This window comes from Acinetobacter sp. UBA5984, from assembly GCF_002429925.1.
Lineage (GTDB): Bacteria > Pseudomonadota > Gammaproteobacteria > Pseudomonadales > Moraxellaceae > Acinetobacter > Acinetobacter variabilis.
The window spans coordinates 80,508-97,231 of the sequence record NZ_DJBE01000002.1 but is presented as its reverse complement, the minus strand read 5'-3'; the positions used below and the strand labels follow the sequence as shown (position 1 = coordinate 97,231).

Genomic DNA, 16,724 nt, shown 5'->3' with positions numbered 1-16,724 from the left:
TAACGTGTGGCTTATTACGTTCGAACTTAGCCTTAGCCATGAGATCTTCCTTTTTGAACTGCTCATGCAGGATCACTGCATGAGCGCTTGGTTTTTAACTATGAATTAGTTTGGGCTTATAGTAATCGAAAGATTACTCGTCGTCACCTTTTTTACCGCCAGACTGGAACTTAGAAATGATGCCGTCAGCCACGTTACGTGGAGTTTCAGCATATTTAGCAAATTCCATAGAGTAAGTCGCACGACCTTGAGACATAGAACGCATATGAGTTGCGTAACCAAACATCTCAGCAAGTGGAACTTCAGCTTTAATTGCTTTAGTACCACCAGGTAAATCGTCCATACCCTGAACCATACCACGACGACGGTTTAAGTCACCCATGATATCGCCCATGTAGTCTTCTGGAGTTTCTACTTCAACTTTCATGATAGGTTCAAGAAGAACAGGATCTGCTTTCATGAAACCGTCACGGAAGGCATAAGAACCAGCCATCTTGAACGATAATTCGTCAGAGTCGACATCATGGTAAGAACCGTCGAACAATGTCGCTTTGATGCCAACTACTGGATAACCAGCAAGGACACCATTCTTCATACGTTCTTGGATACCTTTGTCAACTGCACCAAAGAATTCTTTAGGTACCACACCACCTACAACTTCTTCAGCGAATTCGTATTCTTTACCAGCTTCAGGATCAAGCGGTTCTAAACGTACGTATACGTGACCGAATTTACCTTTACCACCAGTTTGACGTACGAACTTACCTTCTTGCTCAACAGTCTTTTTGATTGTTTCGCGGTAAGCAACCATTGGTTTACCAATGTTCGCTTCAACGTTGAATTCACGTTTCATACGGTCAACGATGATGTCAAGGTGAAGCTCACCCATACCAGCAATAATTGTTTGACCAGATTCTTCGTCAGTACGAACGCGGAATGATGGATCTTCCTTAGCCAAACGACCTAAAGCGATAGACATTTTTTCTTGGTCAGCTTTAGTTTTTGGTTCAACAGCCAATGCAATTACTGGCTCTGGGAATTCCATACGTTCTAGAGTGATGATGTTTTTCTCATCACATAGTGTATCACCAGTAGTTACGTCTTTAAGACCTACACACGCAGCGATGTCACCAGCACGGATTTCCTCAACGTCTTGACGATCGTTCGCGTGCATTTGCACGATACGGCCGATACGTTCACGTTTAGATTTNNGCTTTAGTTTCAGCTTTGTCGTCAAGGATACCTTCGATTGCTTTAACTTCAGTAGGAGACGGCAAGAATTCAATTACTGCGTCCAACATACGTTGAACACCTTTGTTTTTGAACGCTGTACCACAAAGCATTGGTTGAATTTCACAAGCCAATGTTTGAACACGAAGACCAGCAACGATTTGCTCTTTAGTCAAATCACCGTTGTTCAGGTATTCATCCATTAACTCTTCAGAAGCCTCAGCAGCAGCTTCAACCATGTTTGTACGCCATTCTTCAGCAGTTTCTTGAAGATCAGCAGGGATATCACCGTACTCGAACTTCATACCTTGTGAAGCTTCGTCCCAAATGATCGCTTTCATTTCGATCAGGTCGATAACGCCTTGGAAGTTTTCTTCAGCGCCAACAGGGATTACTACAGGTACAGGGTGCGCACCAAGACGTGTTTTCATTTGTTCAACAACACGGAAGAAGTTTGCACCAGTACGGTCCATCTTGTTCACGAATGCTAAACGAGGCACTTGGTATTTGTTCGCTTGACGCCATACAGTTTCAGACTGAGGTTGTACACCACCTACAGCACAGTAAACCATACATGCACCATCAAGAACACGCATAGAACGCTCAACTTCGATTGTGAAGTCAACGTGTCCCGGGGTATCAATTACGTTGATACGGTGTTCTGGGAACTGCTTAGACATACCTGACCAGAATGTAGTGGTAGCAGCAGAAGTAATGGTAATACCACGTTCTTGCTCTTGCTCCATCCAGTCCATTGTTGCTGCACCATCATGTACTTCACCAATTTTGTGAGATACACCTGTGTAGAACAAGATACGTTCAGTAGTTGTGGTCTTACCCGCATCGATGTGCGCAGAAATACCAATATTACGATAACGAGAAATTGGGGTTTGACGAGCCATGATTTCTTGCATTCCTAAATTTTGTTGTTTAAAACAGGACGCTTTAAGCTGCCTGGCAGCTTAAAGCGATTCGATGACAAAACAGCGAAAACTGGCTCATCATCCTCCTGAATAGGGGCTGTTTTAACCGCTTAGAAGCGATAGTGAGAGAAGGCTTTGTTGGCTTCAGCCATACGGTGCACATCTTCACGTTTTTTAACCGCTGCGCCTTTACCTTCAGCTGCATCAAGCAACTCGCCAGCAAGACGTAAAGCCATAGTTTTTTCAGAACGCTTAGCAGCAGCATCTACTAACCAACGCATAGCCAAGGCAGTACGACGGGATGGGCGCACTTCCATAGGTACCTGGTATGTAGCACCACCAACACGGCGTGCTTTTACTTCGACCATAGGACGAACTTTTTCAAGAGTAGTCTCGAAAAATTCAACTGGGTCTACTTTAGATTTTTCTTGAACGCGGTCTAAAGCACCGTAAACGATACTTTCAGCAATAGATTTTTTACCATCTTGCATTACGTGGTTCATGAATTTAGCGATTGTTTGGCTGCTGAACTTAGGATCCGGAAGGATTTCACGAGCAGCGACTACGCGACGTCTTGGCATTTTAAAACTACCTATAAATATGACACTTCAGGTTAATCCAGCAGTAGCACAAAGTGTCGTGTGCATTCGCTGGCCTTACTACACGTCGCTTGAATTTTCACAAAATTAAATGCAGAAATCAGACAAGCGAGACGATAAAGGATTGCAGTTCTAGCGAACTAAGAGCTTAATCTCGAAAGATTATTTCTTAGGACGTTTAGTACCGTATTTAGAACGAGCTTGGTTACGATCTTTAACACCAGCACAGTCTAAAGAACCACGAACGGTATGGTAACGTACACCTGGTAAGTCTTTAACACGACCACCACGGATAAGAACAACACTGTGCTCTTGTAGGTTATGGCCTTCACCACCGATGTAGCTAGAAACTTCGAAACCTGAAGTTAAGCGAACACGGCAAACTTTACGCATTGCTGAGTTAGGTTTTTTAGGTGTAGTTGTGTAAACACGTGTACAAACACCACGGCGCTGTGGACAAGCCTTCAACGCAGGAACTTTAGATTTTTCAACTAAAGTCGTACGACCCTTACGGATCAACTGATTTGTTGTTGCCATGTGGCAATTCTCCCGTTAATAAAAAGCCCCAAAAAAATACTACTTTTTGAGGGCATGCAATTGTATGTCAAGATGCAAAATCGGTCAATATGCCGGAGTCAGGCAAAACACGATCTCATCTCGACTTTAAGCGCTAATTTTATGGTGAAAATCACTTATTTTTTCGATTTTGTGGCAGCATTTTTTGTAACATCTTCCGTAGTTTCCTCAGCTTGCGTTTGTTTGTCTGCAGCCTCAGACTTTTCTAGATTGTTTGTATCCGTCTCTTGTTCAGCGGCTGCCTGTAACATTTCTGTGTCATTTTCCTGCAAGCCAAGCTCTTCTTCCAGTGCTGCATCTGCATCAAAAGAATCTTTTGGAATAGCCGGTTTTTGTTCCTGTTTAGCATCTGCGTGTTCAACCAATTTATCGGTCAATTCATCCAGACCTTCGCTGACCTTTTCATCTTTTTTCACTTCAGCTTCTTCCGGGCTCAAGCTTTCCTGATCTTTCTTGACCAGTTTGACCTGCTTGATGGTTTGATTGCCTTCAATTGGGATTTCTTTATCCAGAATTGGCTTATCTTTATCCGCTGCCGAATGGTCAAGATTTTCCATCAGCTTCGGTGCCGCCTGCTGGAGCAGATCAACGGCTTTTTCATAGGCAGCATATGGTGACAAGCCTAGGTCTTGATGTTGTTGCAGATACTGACGGGCATGCGAGAATACTTCTTGAGCTTTCTGGTTCACGTCATTCACAAAGCGATGACTATAGACTGCGCCAATCCCTGCACTCGCCAATGGAGTCAGTTTGGTTAACTGCTCTAATAAAGACAGTTTCGGGAAATGGTTCATCCATTCCCACTTCATACTACCATCCTGATTGCTGAGCCATTTTTTCAGTGTTTCCACATCATTGCTTGATCCAAGCATAGTCTGCAACTGGGAAAGGTCATGTGTTTTCAAAGTACTGCTCAGCGCTTTAAGCCCCATCAACAGCGCCTGTTTTTCTGCAATCAGACTGAGATCAATCTGTCTAAAGATATGCTGTACAATTTCCTGATCGTCTTCCTTGCTCAGGTCAAAACCATAAGAACGTCCCACTTGATAGATGGTACGCAGTGCCATCAGTAAAGAAGCTGGAATATCAATCGCAGTTCCCAATACCCCAGTGACACCACTTACAGCGCCTTGTACTGTCGCCATCCATTTATTTTGTTCGGCAAACGCCTGAGAAATGCGTTGTGAACGCGTAGTATCCTGAGTCAGTTCTTCTAGATCCTTTGCCCCTGCTTCATTCAGGATGGCATCAACTGAACTCATTTGGTTACTAAACTGATTCAGGTGATTATAAAAGTAGTCAGATACTTTGTCGGCCAGCTGGGGAGAAACAAAATGCGCGACATTATTCACGGTATTAAAACGACGGCCCAGCAGCTGACGGGAGACATTTGGAAGATGTTCGCGTAGCATGTCTTTGGGATTTTCATATTTTTTTGAAGCAAAAGGGCTTTTGACTTTTGCCGAGCCATCAACAGCATGATCGGTATTGAAGGTTTTAGTCACAGAATCTGGCGCAACATGATTTAACAGTTCCAAACCTGTTGAACTGAACTTTTTCGCCACTCCAAAGGCATTCGAAATCAGACCATTAGATTGTTTATTATTAGCATTTACCATTTTTTACCTCAGCATGCACGTGCTTGTATTTGGTATAAATACTAGGTGTAGTCAGCATTTATCTCAACCTTATTCTGTTTCATTTAGTAAAAGCTCTACACAGTACTTTATAAACTCAACCTACTGTCACACGGCATAACATTTGCCATAAGATTTCAAAAATCTTTCTGCTATGATGTTCTGCATTGTGAAATAGGGGTTAGCGCTATATTTTGCTGTCTTATCAACGCTAAATATCTCCCGCTGCCCCAGAGATAAACTATAAGGATCTGTAGATGAAACGTGTTGTCATCACTGGTATGGGTATTAACTCGTGCATTGGTAATACATTAGAGGATGTGAATCACTCTTTACAAAACGGGATTTCAGGAACACGTTTTAATCCGACTTATGCTGAACTGAATTTCAAAAGCCATGTGAGCGCTGCTGCTGAACAGGATTTTGATGGTATTGACCGTAAGCTGAAACGCTTTATGGGCGTTTGTGCAATGTATGCCTACAACGCCGCTGTGGCTGCCGTTGAGCACGCAGGTTTAAAGCAGGAAGACCTGGCGAATAATCCACGTTATGGTATTGCCGGTGGTTCAGGTGGCAACTCGACAGCTTCTGTAGTAGAAATGACAAAATTGCTAGAAGAAAAAGGCGCACGCAAAGTTGGTCCATTCTTCGTACCACGCAACATGTCGAATACCATTACAGCAAACGTCGGTGTCGCATTTAAATTACAAGGGATTGCACACTCGATTACTAGCGCTTGTGCAACTTCTGCCGATGCAATTGGTTATGCTTATAACCTGATCCAACTGGGTAAACAGGATTTAATGCTTGCCGGTGGTGGTGAAGAAGATCACTGGTCTCAAAGCCTGCTGTTTGATGCGATGGGTGCACTGTGCTCTAAATACAACGACACACCTGAAACAGCTTCTCGTCCATATTCAGCAGACCGTGACGGTTTCGTGATTGCTGGCGGTGGCGGTTTCGTGGTGCTTGAGTCTCTAGAACATGCTCAGGCACGTGGCGCGAATATTCTGGCTGAAGTTGTGGCTTATGCAGCTAACTCTGATGGTGCTGACATGGTTGCTCCATCCGGTGAAGGTGCAACACGTTGTATCCTGATGGCTCTAGAAGAAGCCAAACAGCATGGCGTAGATAAAATTGACTACGTGAACACACATGGTACTTCTACTCCAGCGGGTGATGTTACTGAACTTAAAGCCATGGCGCGTGCCTTCGGTGAAGGTCAGGTTCCCCCACTCAGCTCGACTAAATCTATGACAGGTCATAGCCTGGGTGCTGCAGGTGTACAGGAAGCGATCTACTCTATCCTGATGATGCAAAATGACTTTATTGCACCAAACATCAATGTGACTGAACTGGATGAAGGCGCAAAACCATTTGATATCGTACTTGAAAAACGTGACGCAAAATTGAATACTGTGATGAGTAACAGTTTCGGTTTCGGCGGCGTAAATGCTTGTCTCGTTTTCAAAAAATGGGAAGGCTAAGCCGCCCATTTTAGGGTGACTTGATGGATGCTCCTTCTGATGCTTTCTTGTGGGTAAAAGCATTACATATTATTGCTGTGGTTTGCTGGTTCGCTGCTTTGTTCTATCTGCCACGGCTTTATGTCTACCATGCCATGAGTGAAGATGTCGTAAGTCATCAACGCTTTGAAATTATGGAACGCAAGCTGTATCGCGGAATCATGTGGCCAGCCATGGTCGCCACGCTGATCACAGCACACTTTCTGGTCGATTGGGGTGATGCAACGCGTCATTACCATGAAGCCGTATGGTTCTACCTGAAAGTGGGGCTGGTCGGCTTGCTGGTCATTTACCATTTGGTATGTGGTTATTACCGCAAGAAACTGATAGAAAATGCTCATTACAAGTCACACAAGTTCTGGCGCTTCTTTAATGAAATGCCAACGCTGATTTTATTTGCTGTGGTGATTTTAGTGGTGGTAAAACCTACTTTCTAAAATTCCCTAAAATTAAAAAATCCCCGATTGATCGGGGATTTTTTATGTCTGCACTTTTATTCTCCGGAGAGAAGTTGCTGACGTTTACTAAGACGTGGTTTATACAAAGTATGATAGGTGGCGAACAGAATCACCAACCACAGCGGACTAATCATCAGTGCCTTCATGGTATCTGCTTCCAGACTTAAAATAACTAAGGCAAAGAACAAGAAGATCAGCACCAGATAGGACATCCAGATTCCGCCCGGCATTTTGAAGGTCGAAGTGGCATGTTTTTCAGGTTGCTGTTTACGGTAACGGATATAACACACCATAATCAGCCCCCAGATACTGATAAACAGAATCACACAGAGTGAGCTGGCCAGCGTAAAGGCTTCCATCGTGTTCGGCACAAAATATTGGAAAGCTGCACCCGCCATAATAAAGGCACAGGAAAATAACAAACCTTTAGCCGGAACTGCACGACTCGAAAGCTCAGCCAAAGCCTGAGGTGCCTGACCATCACGCGCCAGCCCAAACAGCATTCGACTGGTAGAGAACACGCCACTGTTCATGGATGACATCACAGAAGACAGTACCACCAGATTCATAATAATGGCTGATACAGGAATACCCGCATGCAAAAAAAGAGTCACAAAAGGACTTTGATCAGCAGGAATTTCTACCCACGGCGTTACAGACATAATCACCAGCAGAGATAATACATAGAACAGGATGATCCGTGTAGGAATCGCATTCACTGCTTTAGGCAAGTTCTTTTCCGGATCCTTGGTTTCAGCCGCCATCGTACCTAGCAGCTCTACCCCTACAAAAGCAAACATCGCAATCTGAAAACCAGCCAGAAAGCCCATTGTGCCCTTAGGGAACATACCATCATAGGCCCAGACATTGGTCAGGCTGGCAGCCGATCCACTTGGTGCCTGGAAGTCGCTGAAGATCATATATCCGCCAATCACAATCAGGCCCAGAATCGCCAGAATTTTAATCAGGGCGAACCAGAACTCGATTTCACCAAACAGCTTCACGGTCAGCAGGTTAATTCCCAGTACCAGCAATACACAGCCCGCACTGATCATGGCCTGTCCCATGGGTGTAAAAGCCATATCGGGTGGCAGCCAGAAATTCAGATAATTGATAATTGCCGCTAAGTCGGCAATACCGACCAGAATCCAGCCCAGCCAGTACGACCAGCCAATATAATAGCCAGCCCCCGGACCAATCAGGTCATGCGCCATATCAATGAAGGATTTATAGTGCAAATTGGATAACAGGATTTCCCCTAATGCACGCATCAGGAAAAAGAACATGGCTCCAATAATCATGTAGATAAACAAGATTGAAGGCCCTGCCAGTGCAATCGTTTTACCAGAACCCATAAACAGGCCTGTACCAATGGCACCACCAATGGCAATTAACTGCAAATGGCGGTTAGAGAGCTTACGTTGTAATTCATGGGGAGATGATGATGCATCATCTTTAGAAGAGGCTGTATTCATATTCGGTTCCTTTTTCACATCAAGCCTTCGCTTATCTGATCTGATTTCTTCCTGAAATCCTGATTGCAGATGCAGTTTCATTTAATGGATTAAATGATCAGGCCTGATATGCTTACAAAATCAAGTTGGGAGATATAAAAATCTGAAGCAACTTAAGGGAGTGCTGCAATCACTGCAATTTCAATTAACCAGGCGGGATTTACCAGATCCGCCTGAATGGTTGCGCGTGCTGGTGTGCCACATCCCTCGAGCCATTCAATCCAGAGTGCATTGACGGTTTGAAAGTCTTCCAGGTTTTTAACAAAGAGCTGTGCAGATAACAGACGGCTTTTGTCTGTACCTGCCAGTTTAAGGAGTTGATCAATCTTCATGAGCACTTCCCGCGTTTGACCACGAATATCCAGACTGGTGCTGTCTGGCACCTGCCCTGATAAATACACGGTTTTATTGTGAATGGTGACAGCACTCATGACCTGATTGCTGTTCAAACGCTGAATATCTATATGTTCCGTCATAATTTTATCCTCTCTTATTTCTAATATTTGTTTAATCTTAAACTTTCAATCTGCACGGGCACACGTTGGGTGATGGCACACATCAGCTCATAGCCAACCGTACCCGAACCCGCGGCTACTTCATCAATCGGTAATACTGTGCCGTGAATGGATTGTCCCCACAGCACAACTTCGCTACCAATCTGTGCATCCAGGACAGAATCCAGATCAACCGCCAGCATATCCATACTGACGCGACCGATCGTTTGGGTTCGAATCCCATCTACCAAAACTGGTGTTCCAGTTTGTGTGATTCGCTGATAACCATCCGCATAACCACAGGCCACAATTCCAATCTGCATATCCTGCTCAACTATAAAAGTAGAGCCATAACCAATGCTGTCTCCTGCCCGAACCTGCTGAATCGCGATCAGTTCGCTACGCAGACTCATGGTCGGTTTTAAGTTCCAGTGATCAATCGTATGGGTAGGATAGTCAGGTGAACTGCCGTAAAGCATGATGCCGCTACGTACAATGTCTGACTGTATATGCTGATGATGGCGCAGAATGGCAGCACTATTGCTGAGCGAGGTTTTGCCCGGTAGATTTTGAATGGTTTCGATAAAGACCAGTTGTTGATGTTCAATACCTTCCTGTCCAAGTCGCATGCCATCCGCATCGGAAAAATGTGTCATATGACTGATGGAGCATACTTGCTTAATATTTTTTAATTCCTGAAAAGCGACACGATACTGCTCAGGTAAAAAACCCAGTCGGTTCATTCCGCTATTCATTTTTAAAAAGACATCAAACTGTACGTCTGGTTGTAAGTCGACAAAGGTTTTTAACCATTCCAGGTGATGCTGGGCATGAATTACAAAACTTATCCCGTACTTGGCACAGTCGAATAAATCTTCAAGGCCAAAAATGCCTTCCAGCAACAGTAAGGGCTTGTCACAGCCTAAGGCACGCAAACGCTTTCCTTCAATAAGATCCAGAAAGGCAAAACCATCGGCACTTTTTAATGCGGGATAAACCCGCTCAATACCGTGCCCATAAGCATCAGCTTTGACGACTGCAAAGACCTGGCTTTGAGGTGCACAGGAACGTGCAACTTGCAGGTTATGTTGCAATGCCTGTTGATGAATCACCGCGTGTATTGGACGTGGCATAAATTTCTTCCCTGAAACTGATAATCCTTAAAAGCTTAAGCAACCTGCTGATAACGATTCAGCGACAAGCCTTCAGTACTAATCTCAGGTGCTCGACCCAGTACCAGATCACTGATCAGCTTTCCTGAACCACAGGCCATGGTCCAACCTAGGGTACCGTGTCCAGTATTTAGGAACAGGTTATTAAAGCGTGTTGGTCCAATGATTGGCGTACTATCCGGGGTCATTGGACGTAAGCCGGTCCAGAAACTGGCCTGCGCCATATCACCGCCAGGGAACAGGTCACGAGTGACCATTTCCAAGGTTGCGCGACGATCTTCATTCAGACCCAAATTAAAGCCTGTCAGCTCTGCCATACCACCGACACGGATGCGCTGATCAAAACGAGTCAATGCAATCTTGTAAGTTTCATCCAGCACAGTCGATTGCGGTGCATGAGTCTGATCCACAATTGGAATGGTCAATGAATAACCTTTAACCGGATACACCGGCAGATCTAGATGTAGCGGCTTCAGGAAATCACGGGAATAGCTGCCAAAAGCCAGCACATATTTATCTGCGGTCAATACCTGACCATTAACCAGTACACCTTTGATCTGGTCACCTTCAAACAGCAGTTTTTCAACCTGCTGGTTAAACTTGAATTGTACGCCCATGCCTTTGGCATAATTAGCCAGCGCATTGGTGAACAGGTAGCAATCACCAGTTTCATCATTTGGCAGATGCAAACCACCTACCAGTTTATCTTTAGCTTCAGCCAGTGCCGGTTCAACTTTGGCTAGCTGTTCACGATCCAGCAATTCAAAATCCACGCCGGTTTCTTTCAGCACTTCGATATCACGTTGTACTGCATCGAGCTGTGCTTCCTTACGGAAAATCTGCAAGGTTCCTTTAGAACGGTTTTCATAAGAGATGCCGATATCACGACGTAGATTACGTAAACAGTCACGGCTATATTCAGCGACCCGCACCATACGTTCTTTATTCACTGCATAATGCTGAGCATTACAGTTTTTCAGCATCTGAGCCATCCACTGTAACTGCCACAGACTACCATCGACATTAATCGCCAATGGTGCATGATGCTGAAACATCCACTTCACTGCTTTAAATGGAATGCCAGGTGCTGCCCAAGGTGTCGAATAACCAGGAGAAATCTGGCCTGCATTACCAAAACTGGTTTCTTCAGCTGGACCTGCCTGACGGTCAAGGACAGTCACTTCTGCTCCCTGCTGCGCAAGATAGTAGGCACTTGTTACACCAATGACACCACCACCTAATACAATTACGCGCATGACATTACCCTCAATGACGTTTATAGTTTATTTCACCAGTATATTTTTGGATCAATAGTGAATTTCACTGTTTTAAACTGATATATTCAGCAAATTCACTAGATTTTTCGCGTCATTTTTAAAAATTAAGGGAATAATAGATGCGTAAATTAGACCGCATTGATCGCATGATTTTAGATATCCTGCAGCGCGATGGACGCATTGCCATTAGTGAACTTGCCTCCCGAGTCAACCTCTCCACCACACCTTGTTCCGAGCGGGTCAAGCGACTGGAACGCGATGGAATCATCATGGGTTACCATGCCCGGCTCAATCCGGAAAAGCTGGAAAAGAACCTGTTAGTGTTTCTGGAAATCAAACTTTCTGCCAAATCCGGTGATGTATTTGAACAGGTCGCGCGTGACTTAAGCGAAATTCCTGAAGTGCTGGAATGTCATCTGATCTCGGGAGATTTTGATTATCTGGTGAAAGCACGCCTAAAGGAAATGAGTGCTTACCGGCGTCTGCTTGGGGATTTATTAAAAAAACTCCCCTCTTCTGCTTCCTCACATAGTTATGTGGTTATGGAAGAAGTAAAGGAAAGTTCATATCTGGATGTAAGAATCTAATTCTGACAAGGGTTCAAGTGGTAGATACAACAAAACCCCATAAGGGGCTTTGTTGTGAACCGTTTATTTGAATTAGATAAGTTTAAAATAAAATTTTATTAATTTATATTGATGATTATCTAAAACTAGGCAGGAATACGTAGTACCTGACCCGGGAAAATGTCATCCGCATTTTTCAGTAAAGGGCGATTTGCCTCGAAAATCTTGTTGTACTGGTTGGCATCACCATAAAATTCTTTCGAAATTTTAGATAAGGTATCACCCGATTTAACCGTATAGAACTTACTTTCCGGTTCCGGATTCGCTACAGTCAGCTGGTCATCTACTTTAGCAACATGATCAACATTTCCTACGGCTAAAATAATCTTTTCACGATCCGCCTGACTTTGTACCTGTCCGCGTACGGTTGCCAGATCTGAGGTTGAGTTATAACTGATCGACAATCCTGTAATTGGCAGTCCTAGGCTTTTAACATGGCCTAATAATTTGTTCGCTATTTCCTGTGCAGAAGGTTCAGCCGATGCTGCTTTAGGTGCAGCGGCAGGTGCCTGTTGAGTTGCTGCCGGTATTTGTTGTGGCTCCGCAGCTGCAGTGTTCTTTTTACCAATGCCTTTTACAAAATCAAAAAGACCCATAGTGGACTCCATTCTTGTTATTCATCAGATCATTCTTATTTGTACAAGGAAAGCAGCAGATACAAAGTTAGTCATTGGTAAGCAAAAGGTTATCGATTGTAAAATCACCCTATATCTATTCTACAGGCACAAAAAAACCACCTTGCGGTGGTCTTTAGGTTCAGCAAAGCTGAAAATCAGCATTAACCAAGTTTTTTAGTAACATAGTCAATAGCAGATTGAACAGTTGTGATTTCGTTAGAATCTTCATCAGGAATAGTGATGTCGAAGTCATTTTCGAAAGACATAACAAGTTCAACTAGGTCTAGAGAATCAGCACCTAAGTCATCCATGAAAGATGCTTCGTTTTTAATCTCTTCGACTTTGATACCAAGTTGTTCTGCAACCGCTTGTTTAACGCGTTGTTCGATATCGCTCACAGGAATTCTCCTCATTGCTTGTGGCGTTTTTAATGCCGTTAGTTTAATTGAATCTATAAAATTTGGAAAGTTAATACATGTGCCGTTTAGCTCATGTATAAACCACCATTAACGTGAATGACTGTACCTGTAATGTAACTGGCTTTGTCCGATGCCAGGAAACTTACGGCATTCGCGATATCTTGTGGATCACCTAAACGGTTTAAAGCCACTTGATCACTCATTTTTTTGCGAATTTCTTCACTTAACTGTTCAGTCATTTCAGTTGCGATAAAGCCAGGTGCAACAGCATTGACTGTAATCTGACGACTACCCATTTCTTTAGCCAGACTGCGACCAAACGCCTCAATACCTGCTTTGGCAGCTGAATAGTTCGCCTGACCTGGGTTAGCAAAATGCGCCACCACAGAACTGATATTAATGATACGGCCGAAACGTGCCTTAGTCATACCTTTCAGCACACGTTTAGATAAACGATAAACGGCTTTCAGATGGATGTTTAAAATATCATCCCAGTCGTCTTCCGACATGCGTAATAACAGGTTGTCTTTGGTAATACCGGCATTATTCACCAGTACCAGCACAGGACCATAGTTTTGCTCAATATCGCTGACCAGTGTATCAATCGCAGCACCATCACGTACATCTAGAACTTCACCGGCACCATTTTCAGCAAATTGTGCGTTAAGTTTATCTGCACCCGCTTCAGAAGTCGCAGTACCTACGACAAAATAACCGTCTTGAATTAATTGTTGTGCAATTGCAGCACCAATGCCGCGGCTTGCACCTGTCACCAAGGCAACTTTACGTTCCTGTGTCATGCAATTTTCCCTTCTGCCACCAATACGGTGTTCAACGCATCTTCCAGACGAGATTGAGTATCTAATGGAAGTGCTTTTTCGATATTCGGTAAACGTTTTGCCATATTGGCCAGTACATTCCCCGGACCGCATTCCACGATATATGCAATACCTTCGTCTTGAAGGAACTGCAGGGTTTTGGTCCACTGTACAGATTCATACAATTGCGCAGTCAGTGCCTGACGTAATGCATTCACATCTGTTGCAATTTCTGCGCCCACATTTTGTATTACAGGAATACGTGGTAGCTCAATGGCAGTTTGTTCCAAAGCCGTAGCAAACTGTTCAGCGGCAGGTTTCATCAGTGAACAGTGGGATGGAACAGATACGGGCAATGCGATCGCTTTAGCGCCATTTTCTTTTGCCAGCTCAATCACCGCATCAACACGATCTTTGTTCCCGGCAACTACAACTTGACCCTGAGCATTATAGTTGGCTGCTTCAACTGAACCTTCGCCTGCTGCTGTTGCTTGTGCACAAAGCTCGATCACTTTGGCATCATCCAGACCCAGAATCGCCGCCATTGCACCTACGCCTTGAGGTACAGCAGTTTGCATCAACTTACCACGCAGGTTCACCAGCTTGACTGCATCACCCAGACTTAAAGCACCCGCTGCAACTAACGCGCTGTATTCACCGAGTGAATGGCCCGCCATATATTTTGGTGCCACTCCACCCAGCTCTAACCATACACGCCATAAAGCGATTGATGCTGTTAATAGTACCGGTTGAGTAAATTCGGTTTGATCCAGACCTTCACCCGTCTGTGCAATCTGCCACAGATCAAAACCCACCGCTTCAGATGCTTCAGCAAATGTATCGAGGATACCACTAAACTGTTCTGCAAGTTCAGCGAGCATGCCGACTTTTTGTGAACCCTGACCTGGGAACACAAATGCAGTTTTAGTTGCTTGAGCTGCTTGTTCGAGTTGTTTAGCAGACATAAATAAAATCCTTTCATTCAAGAGGTGCGAATCTTTTCTTAGACCTAAAATTGGCCGATCAGATCACCTTACCCATTGTGGAGCGCAATTTAACACGTAATTTTGGCTTGGGTAATTGCCAAATACAACAAAAACCGCGACTTCACATGATGACCGCAAAACCAAGAGATAAAATCAGGCATAAAAAAAGGGAGCTTAACGCTCCCATTTTTTCTACTAAGCTTTAACGCTTAATACATCATCAATTATTCAGCAGATGCTTTAGCGAATAATTGACGACCACGGTAGATACCATCTTTAGATACGTGGTGACGACGATGAGTTTCACCAGTAGTTTGGTCTACAGTTAATGCATTCTCAGTTAAAGCGTCATGTGAACGGCGCATGTCACGGCGAGAGCGACTTTTACGGTTTTGCTGAACGGCCATGATGGCTCCTTACAAATATCGAAAAAATGGATCAGAACAAATTCGATTGTCTTATACGTATGAGTATAACACAAAAATTAGTTAAGTTTACCCTTCAAAGCTGCCAAAACTTCAAACGGATTATCCCGTTTTTCTTCAACAACTTCTTCTGCGGCAGGTTGATGCTTATGCTCACAAACGTCATGCTTAGGAGACAGCGGCATCAACAATAACAATTCATCTTCTATCAGTGCGAGCAAGTCAGCGGTGGCAGGTGCATCATATGAACCTTTCGTCGTTGCTTCACTTTCACCTAAGACGATGAAATCAGCATCCTCATCCAAGCGCTCTATCAGTGACTCATCATCCACAAGAGCTAGATGAAAATCTGAAACGAGTTCGATTTCAACGGTCTCCAGACAACGCTGGCATTCCATTGGAACTTTCGTTTCAACATGACCATCCAACCATGCAATGCGATGATAGGCATCCATTGATAGCTTACAGTCTATGTTAATCAATTGATAATCAATTGATCCAACAGCTTCACGAGCAATACGAACAAAGCGGGATAAAGGCAGTTGACCTGACCATTTAAAGCCCTGTTCAGCCCATTTAAACGGCTCAATCTGTGCCGGAAAGGTATTTGCTGACATAATTAAGGCGGCAATTCTACAAATTCATCAGAACTCTGTCAAAGATTAAGATACAATTTTGTACTTATTTTTAGACAGACCAATTGGGTAATTTCAGTCATGCATCTGTTGCAGCCGCAAACAGAAGTGAATGTTTCATCACTCGTTAGCACACTTTCAACCTCCGATTCTGACAGCTCACTACAGCAAGTGCAACGCTTGCCGTGGGCGAATTTATCCTCAGAAGCGGAACAGGTTGATTGGCTCATCTTACACTTTAATCACTGGTTTTCCCACCTAAATGTCACTTTAGTCCGTGGTGAGTTTGAACCAGAGTATTTCCCGGCTACAGATGATACCCCTGCCCGGATCCAGTTTGCACATGGCTTCTTTAATAGTGCCCTGCATGAAATCAGTCACTGGACGATTGCCGGTGATAAGCGCCGTCTGCTGCCAGATCTGGGCTACTGGTATGCGCCAGATGGCCGCACCAAGGAACAGCAGGCATTATTTGAGCAGGTCGAAATCAAGCCACAAGCGATTGAATGGATGTTTTCCAAAGCATTTGGCCGTAAGTTCCGTGTATCTCTGGATAATTTAACCGGCGATGGTGGTGATGGTTCCCGCTTTAAAGATAATGTCTATGCCCAGGTGCAACGCTATTTTAGTAATGAAACCAAACTGCCGCGTGATGCCAAACGCTTCATTGATTGCATCTGTGTCTGCACCCGTGCGGGCAAAAGTTTACAATCTGATGAATTTCAACGTGAAATGCTTGATTAAATTACACAAATCTACCTGTTTGTCATTGTTACTTTATACAAAGGCATT

At 44.1% G+C, this 16,724-nt stretch carries 17 protein-coding genes and 1 pseudogene; 4 read left to right on the top strand and 14 right to left on the bottom strand.

The genetic code is table 11. The features are described from left to right. Positions 1-133 precede the first annotated feature (133 nt). From B3J29_RS00550 to B3J29_RS00535, 4 genes and pseudogenes are all read right to left on the bottom strand, one after another. A pseudogene (locus B3J29_RS00550) lies at positions 134-2,132 on the bottom strand (elongation factor G). A gap of 131 nt (positions 2,133-2,263) precedes the next feature. Beyond that, positions 2,264-2,734 carry a 30S ribosomal protein S7 gene (gene rpsG / locus B3J29_RS00545; protein WP_004783282.1) on the bottom strand — a complete coding sequence of 157 codons (471 nt, stop codon included), beginning with the start codon at positions 2,732-2,734 and terminating at the stop codon, positions 2,264-2,266. Between the two features lie 180 nt (positions 2,735-2,914). Then, positions 2,915-3,289, bottom strand: coding sequence for a 30S ribosomal protein S12 (gene rpsL, locus B3J29_RS00540; protein WP_004783283.1), 375 nt, complete (start codon positions 3,287-3,289; stop codon positions 2,915-2,917). A gap of 155 nt (positions 3,290-3,444) precedes the next feature. Then, positions 3,445-4,947, bottom strand: coding sequence for an EcsC family protein (locus B3J29_RS00535; protein WP_286964165.1), 1,503 nt, complete (start codon positions 4,945-4,947; stop codon positions 3,445-3,447). Between the two features lie 275 nt (positions 4,948-5,222). On the opposite strand from B3J29_RS00535, the gene B3J29_RS00530 reads away from it, so the two are divergent. After that, positions 5,223-6,452, top strand: a complete 1,230-nt coding sequence (locus B3J29_RS00530; protein ID WP_005234293.1) for a beta-ketoacyl synthase N-terminal-like domain-containing protein — start codon at positions 5,223-5,225, stop codon at positions 6,450-6,452. Between the two features lie 23 nt (positions 6,453-6,475). Continuing rightward, positions 6,476-6,928, top strand: coding sequence for a CopD family protein (locus tag B3J29_RS00525; protein WP_208462132.1), 453 nt, complete (start codon positions 6,476-6,478; stop codon positions 6,926-6,928). 56 nt (positions 6,929-6,984) lie between these two features. On the opposite strand, the gene B3J29_RS00520 is transcribed toward B3J29_RS00525, so the two are convergent. The 4 genes from B3J29_RS00520 to B3J29_RS00505 form a co-directional block, all read right to left on the bottom strand. Then, positions 6,985-8,424: an amino acid permease gene (locus B3J29_RS00520; protein WP_286964164.1), complete on the bottom strand. Its 1,440-nt coding sequence runs from the start codon at positions 8,422-8,424 to the stop codon at positions 6,985-6,987. Between the two features lie 152 nt (positions 8,425-8,576). Further along, a complete protein-coding gene (locus B3J29_RS00515) occupies positions 8,577-8,939 on the bottom strand; it encodes a RidA family protein (protein ID WP_286964162.1) in 363 nt (120 codons plus the stop codon). 20 nt (positions 8,940-8,959) lie between these two features. Then, positions 8,960-10,090, bottom strand: a complete 1,131-nt coding sequence (alr, locus tag B3J29_RS00510) for an alanine racemase (protein WP_286964161.1) — start codon at positions 10,088-10,090, stop codon at positions 8,960-8,962. 35 nt (positions 10,091-10,125) lie between these two features. Continuing rightward, positions 10,126-11,385, bottom strand: coding sequence for a D-amino acid dehydrogenase (locus tag B3J29_RS00505; RefSeq protein WP_286964160.1), 1,260 nt, complete (start codon positions 11,383-11,385; stop codon positions 10,126-10,128). Between the two features lie 140 nt (positions 11,386-11,525). Here B3J29_RS00505 and B3J29_RS00500 point away from each other — a divergent pair, with 140 nt between their 5' ends. Continuing rightward, entirely contained in the window at positions 11,526-11,993 is a 468-nt protein-coding gene (locus B3J29_RS00500; RefSeq protein ID WP_214001527.1) for an Lrp/AsnC ligand binding domain-containing protein, read from the top strand. Positions 11,994-12,118: 125 nt separating this feature from the next. On the opposite strand, the gene lysM is transcribed toward B3J29_RS00500, so the two are convergent. From lysM to B3J29_RS00470, 6 genes are all read right to left on the bottom strand, one after another. After that, positions 12,119-12,628: a peptidoglycan-binding protein LysM gene (gene lysM / locus B3J29_RS00495; protein WP_286964158.1), complete on the bottom strand. Its 510-nt coding sequence runs from the start codon at positions 12,626-12,628 to the stop codon at positions 12,119-12,121. Positions 12,629-12,810: 182 nt separating this feature from the next. Beyond that, a complete protein-coding gene (gene acpP / locus B3J29_RS00490) occupies positions 12,811-13,047 on the bottom strand; it encodes an acyl carrier protein (RefSeq protein WP_004783299.1) in 237 nt (78 codons plus the stop codon). Positions 13,048-13,133: 86 nt separating this feature from the next. Next, positions 13,134-13,868, bottom strand: coding sequence for a 3-oxoacyl-ACP reductase FabG (gene fabG / locus B3J29_RS00485; RefSeq protein WP_286964156.1), 735 nt, complete (start codon positions 13,866-13,868; stop codon positions 13,134-13,136). Beyond that, positions 13,865-14,851, bottom strand: coding sequence for an ACP S-malonyltransferase (gene fabD, locus B3J29_RS00480; RefSeq protein ID WP_286964155.1), 987 nt, complete (start codon positions 14,849-14,851; stop codon positions 13,865-13,867). The genes fabG and fabD overlap by 4 nt, the downstream gene beginning before the upstream one ends. Before the next feature lie 245 nt (positions 14,852-15,096). Then, on the bottom strand, positions 15,097-15,279 hold the full coding sequence (rpmF, locus tag B3J29_RS00475) for a 50S ribosomal protein L32 (RefSeq protein ID WP_004783304.1): 183 nt from the start codon (positions 15,277-15,279) through the stop codon (positions 15,097-15,099). 77 nt (positions 15,280-15,356) lie between these two features. Continuing rightward, complete coding sequence (locus tag B3J29_RS00470; RefSeq protein WP_286964154.1) at positions 15,357-15,914, bottom strand: YceD family protein; 558 nt, start codon at positions 15,912-15,914, stop codon at positions 15,357-15,359. A gap of 99 nt (positions 15,915-16,013) precedes the next feature. Here B3J29_RS00470 and B3J29_RS00465 point away from each other — a divergent pair, with 99 nt between their 5' ends. Continuing rightward, positions 16,014-16,676 (top strand): elongation factor P hydroxylase, encoded by a 663-nt coding sequence (locus B3J29_RS00465; protein WP_286964152.1) that lies wholly within the window; start codon positions 16,014-16,016, stop codon positions 16,674-16,676. Positions 16,677-16,724 lie beyond the last annotated feature (48 nt).

Excerpts from the sequence above, each read along its gene's own strand:
- rpsG (WP_004783282.1), bottom strand. The coding sequence starts at position 2,734 with ATGCCAAGACGTCGCGTAGTCGCTGCTCGTGAAATCCTTCCGGATCCT.
- B3J29_RS00515 (WP_286964162.1), bottom strand. The coding sequence starts at position 8,939 with ATGACGGAACATATAGATATTCAGCGTTTGAACAGCAATCAGGTCATG.
- fabG (WP_286964156.1), bottom strand. The coding sequence starts at position 13,868 with ATGACACAGGAACGTAAAGTTGCCTTGGTGACAGGTGCAAGCCGCGGC.
- B3J29_RS00525 (WP_208462132.1), top strand. The coding sequence starts at position 6,476 with ATGGATGCTCCTTCTGATGCTTTCTTGTGGGTAAAAGCATTACATATT.
- rpmF (WP_004783304.1), bottom strand. The coding sequence starts at position 15,279 with ATGGCCGTTCAGCAAAACCGTAAAAGTCGCTCTCGCCGTGACATGCGC.
- B3J29_RS00465 (WP_286964152.1), top strand. The coding sequence starts at position 16,014 with ATGCATCTGTTGCAGCCGCAAACAGAAGTGAATGTTTCATCACTCGTT.
- rpsL (WP_004783283.1), bottom strand. The coding sequence starts at position 3,289 with ATGGCAACAACAAATCAGTTGATCCGTAAGGGTCGTACGACTTTAGTT.
- B3J29_RS00470 (WP_286964154.1), bottom strand. The coding sequence starts at position 15,914 with ATGTCAGCAAATACCTTTCCGGCACAGATTGAGCCGTTTAAATGGGCT.
- B3J29_RS00500 (WP_214001527.1), top strand. The coding sequence starts at position 11,526 with ATGCGTAAATTAGACCGCATTGATCGCATGATTTTAGATATCCTGCAG.
- lysM (WP_286964158.1), bottom strand. The coding sequence starts at position 12,628 with ATGGGTCTTTTTGATTTTGTAAAAGGCATTGGTAAAAAGAACACTGCA.
- B3J29_RS00520 (WP_286964164.1), bottom strand. The coding sequence starts at position 8,424 with ATGAATACAGCCTCTTCTAAAGATGATGCATCATCATCTCCCCATGAA.
- B3J29_RS00530 (WP_005234293.1), top strand. The coding sequence starts at position 5,223 with ATGAAACGTGTTGTCATCACTGGTATGGGTATTAACTCGTGCATTGGT.
- alr (WP_286964161.1), bottom strand. The coding sequence starts at position 10,090 with ATGCCACGTCCAATACACGCGGTGATTCATCAACAGGCATTGCAACAT.
- fabD (WP_286964155.1), bottom strand. The coding sequence starts at position 14,851 with ATGTCTGCTAAACAACTCGAACAAGCAGCTCAAGCAACTAAAACTGCA.
- B3J29_RS00505 (WP_286964160.1), bottom strand. The coding sequence starts at position 11,385 with ATGCGCGTAATTGTATTAGGTGGTGGTGTCATTGGTGTAACAAGTGCC.
- B3J29_RS00535 (WP_286964165.1), bottom strand. The coding sequence starts at position 4,947 with ATGGTAAATGCTAATAATAAACAATCTAATGGTCTGATTTCGAATGCC.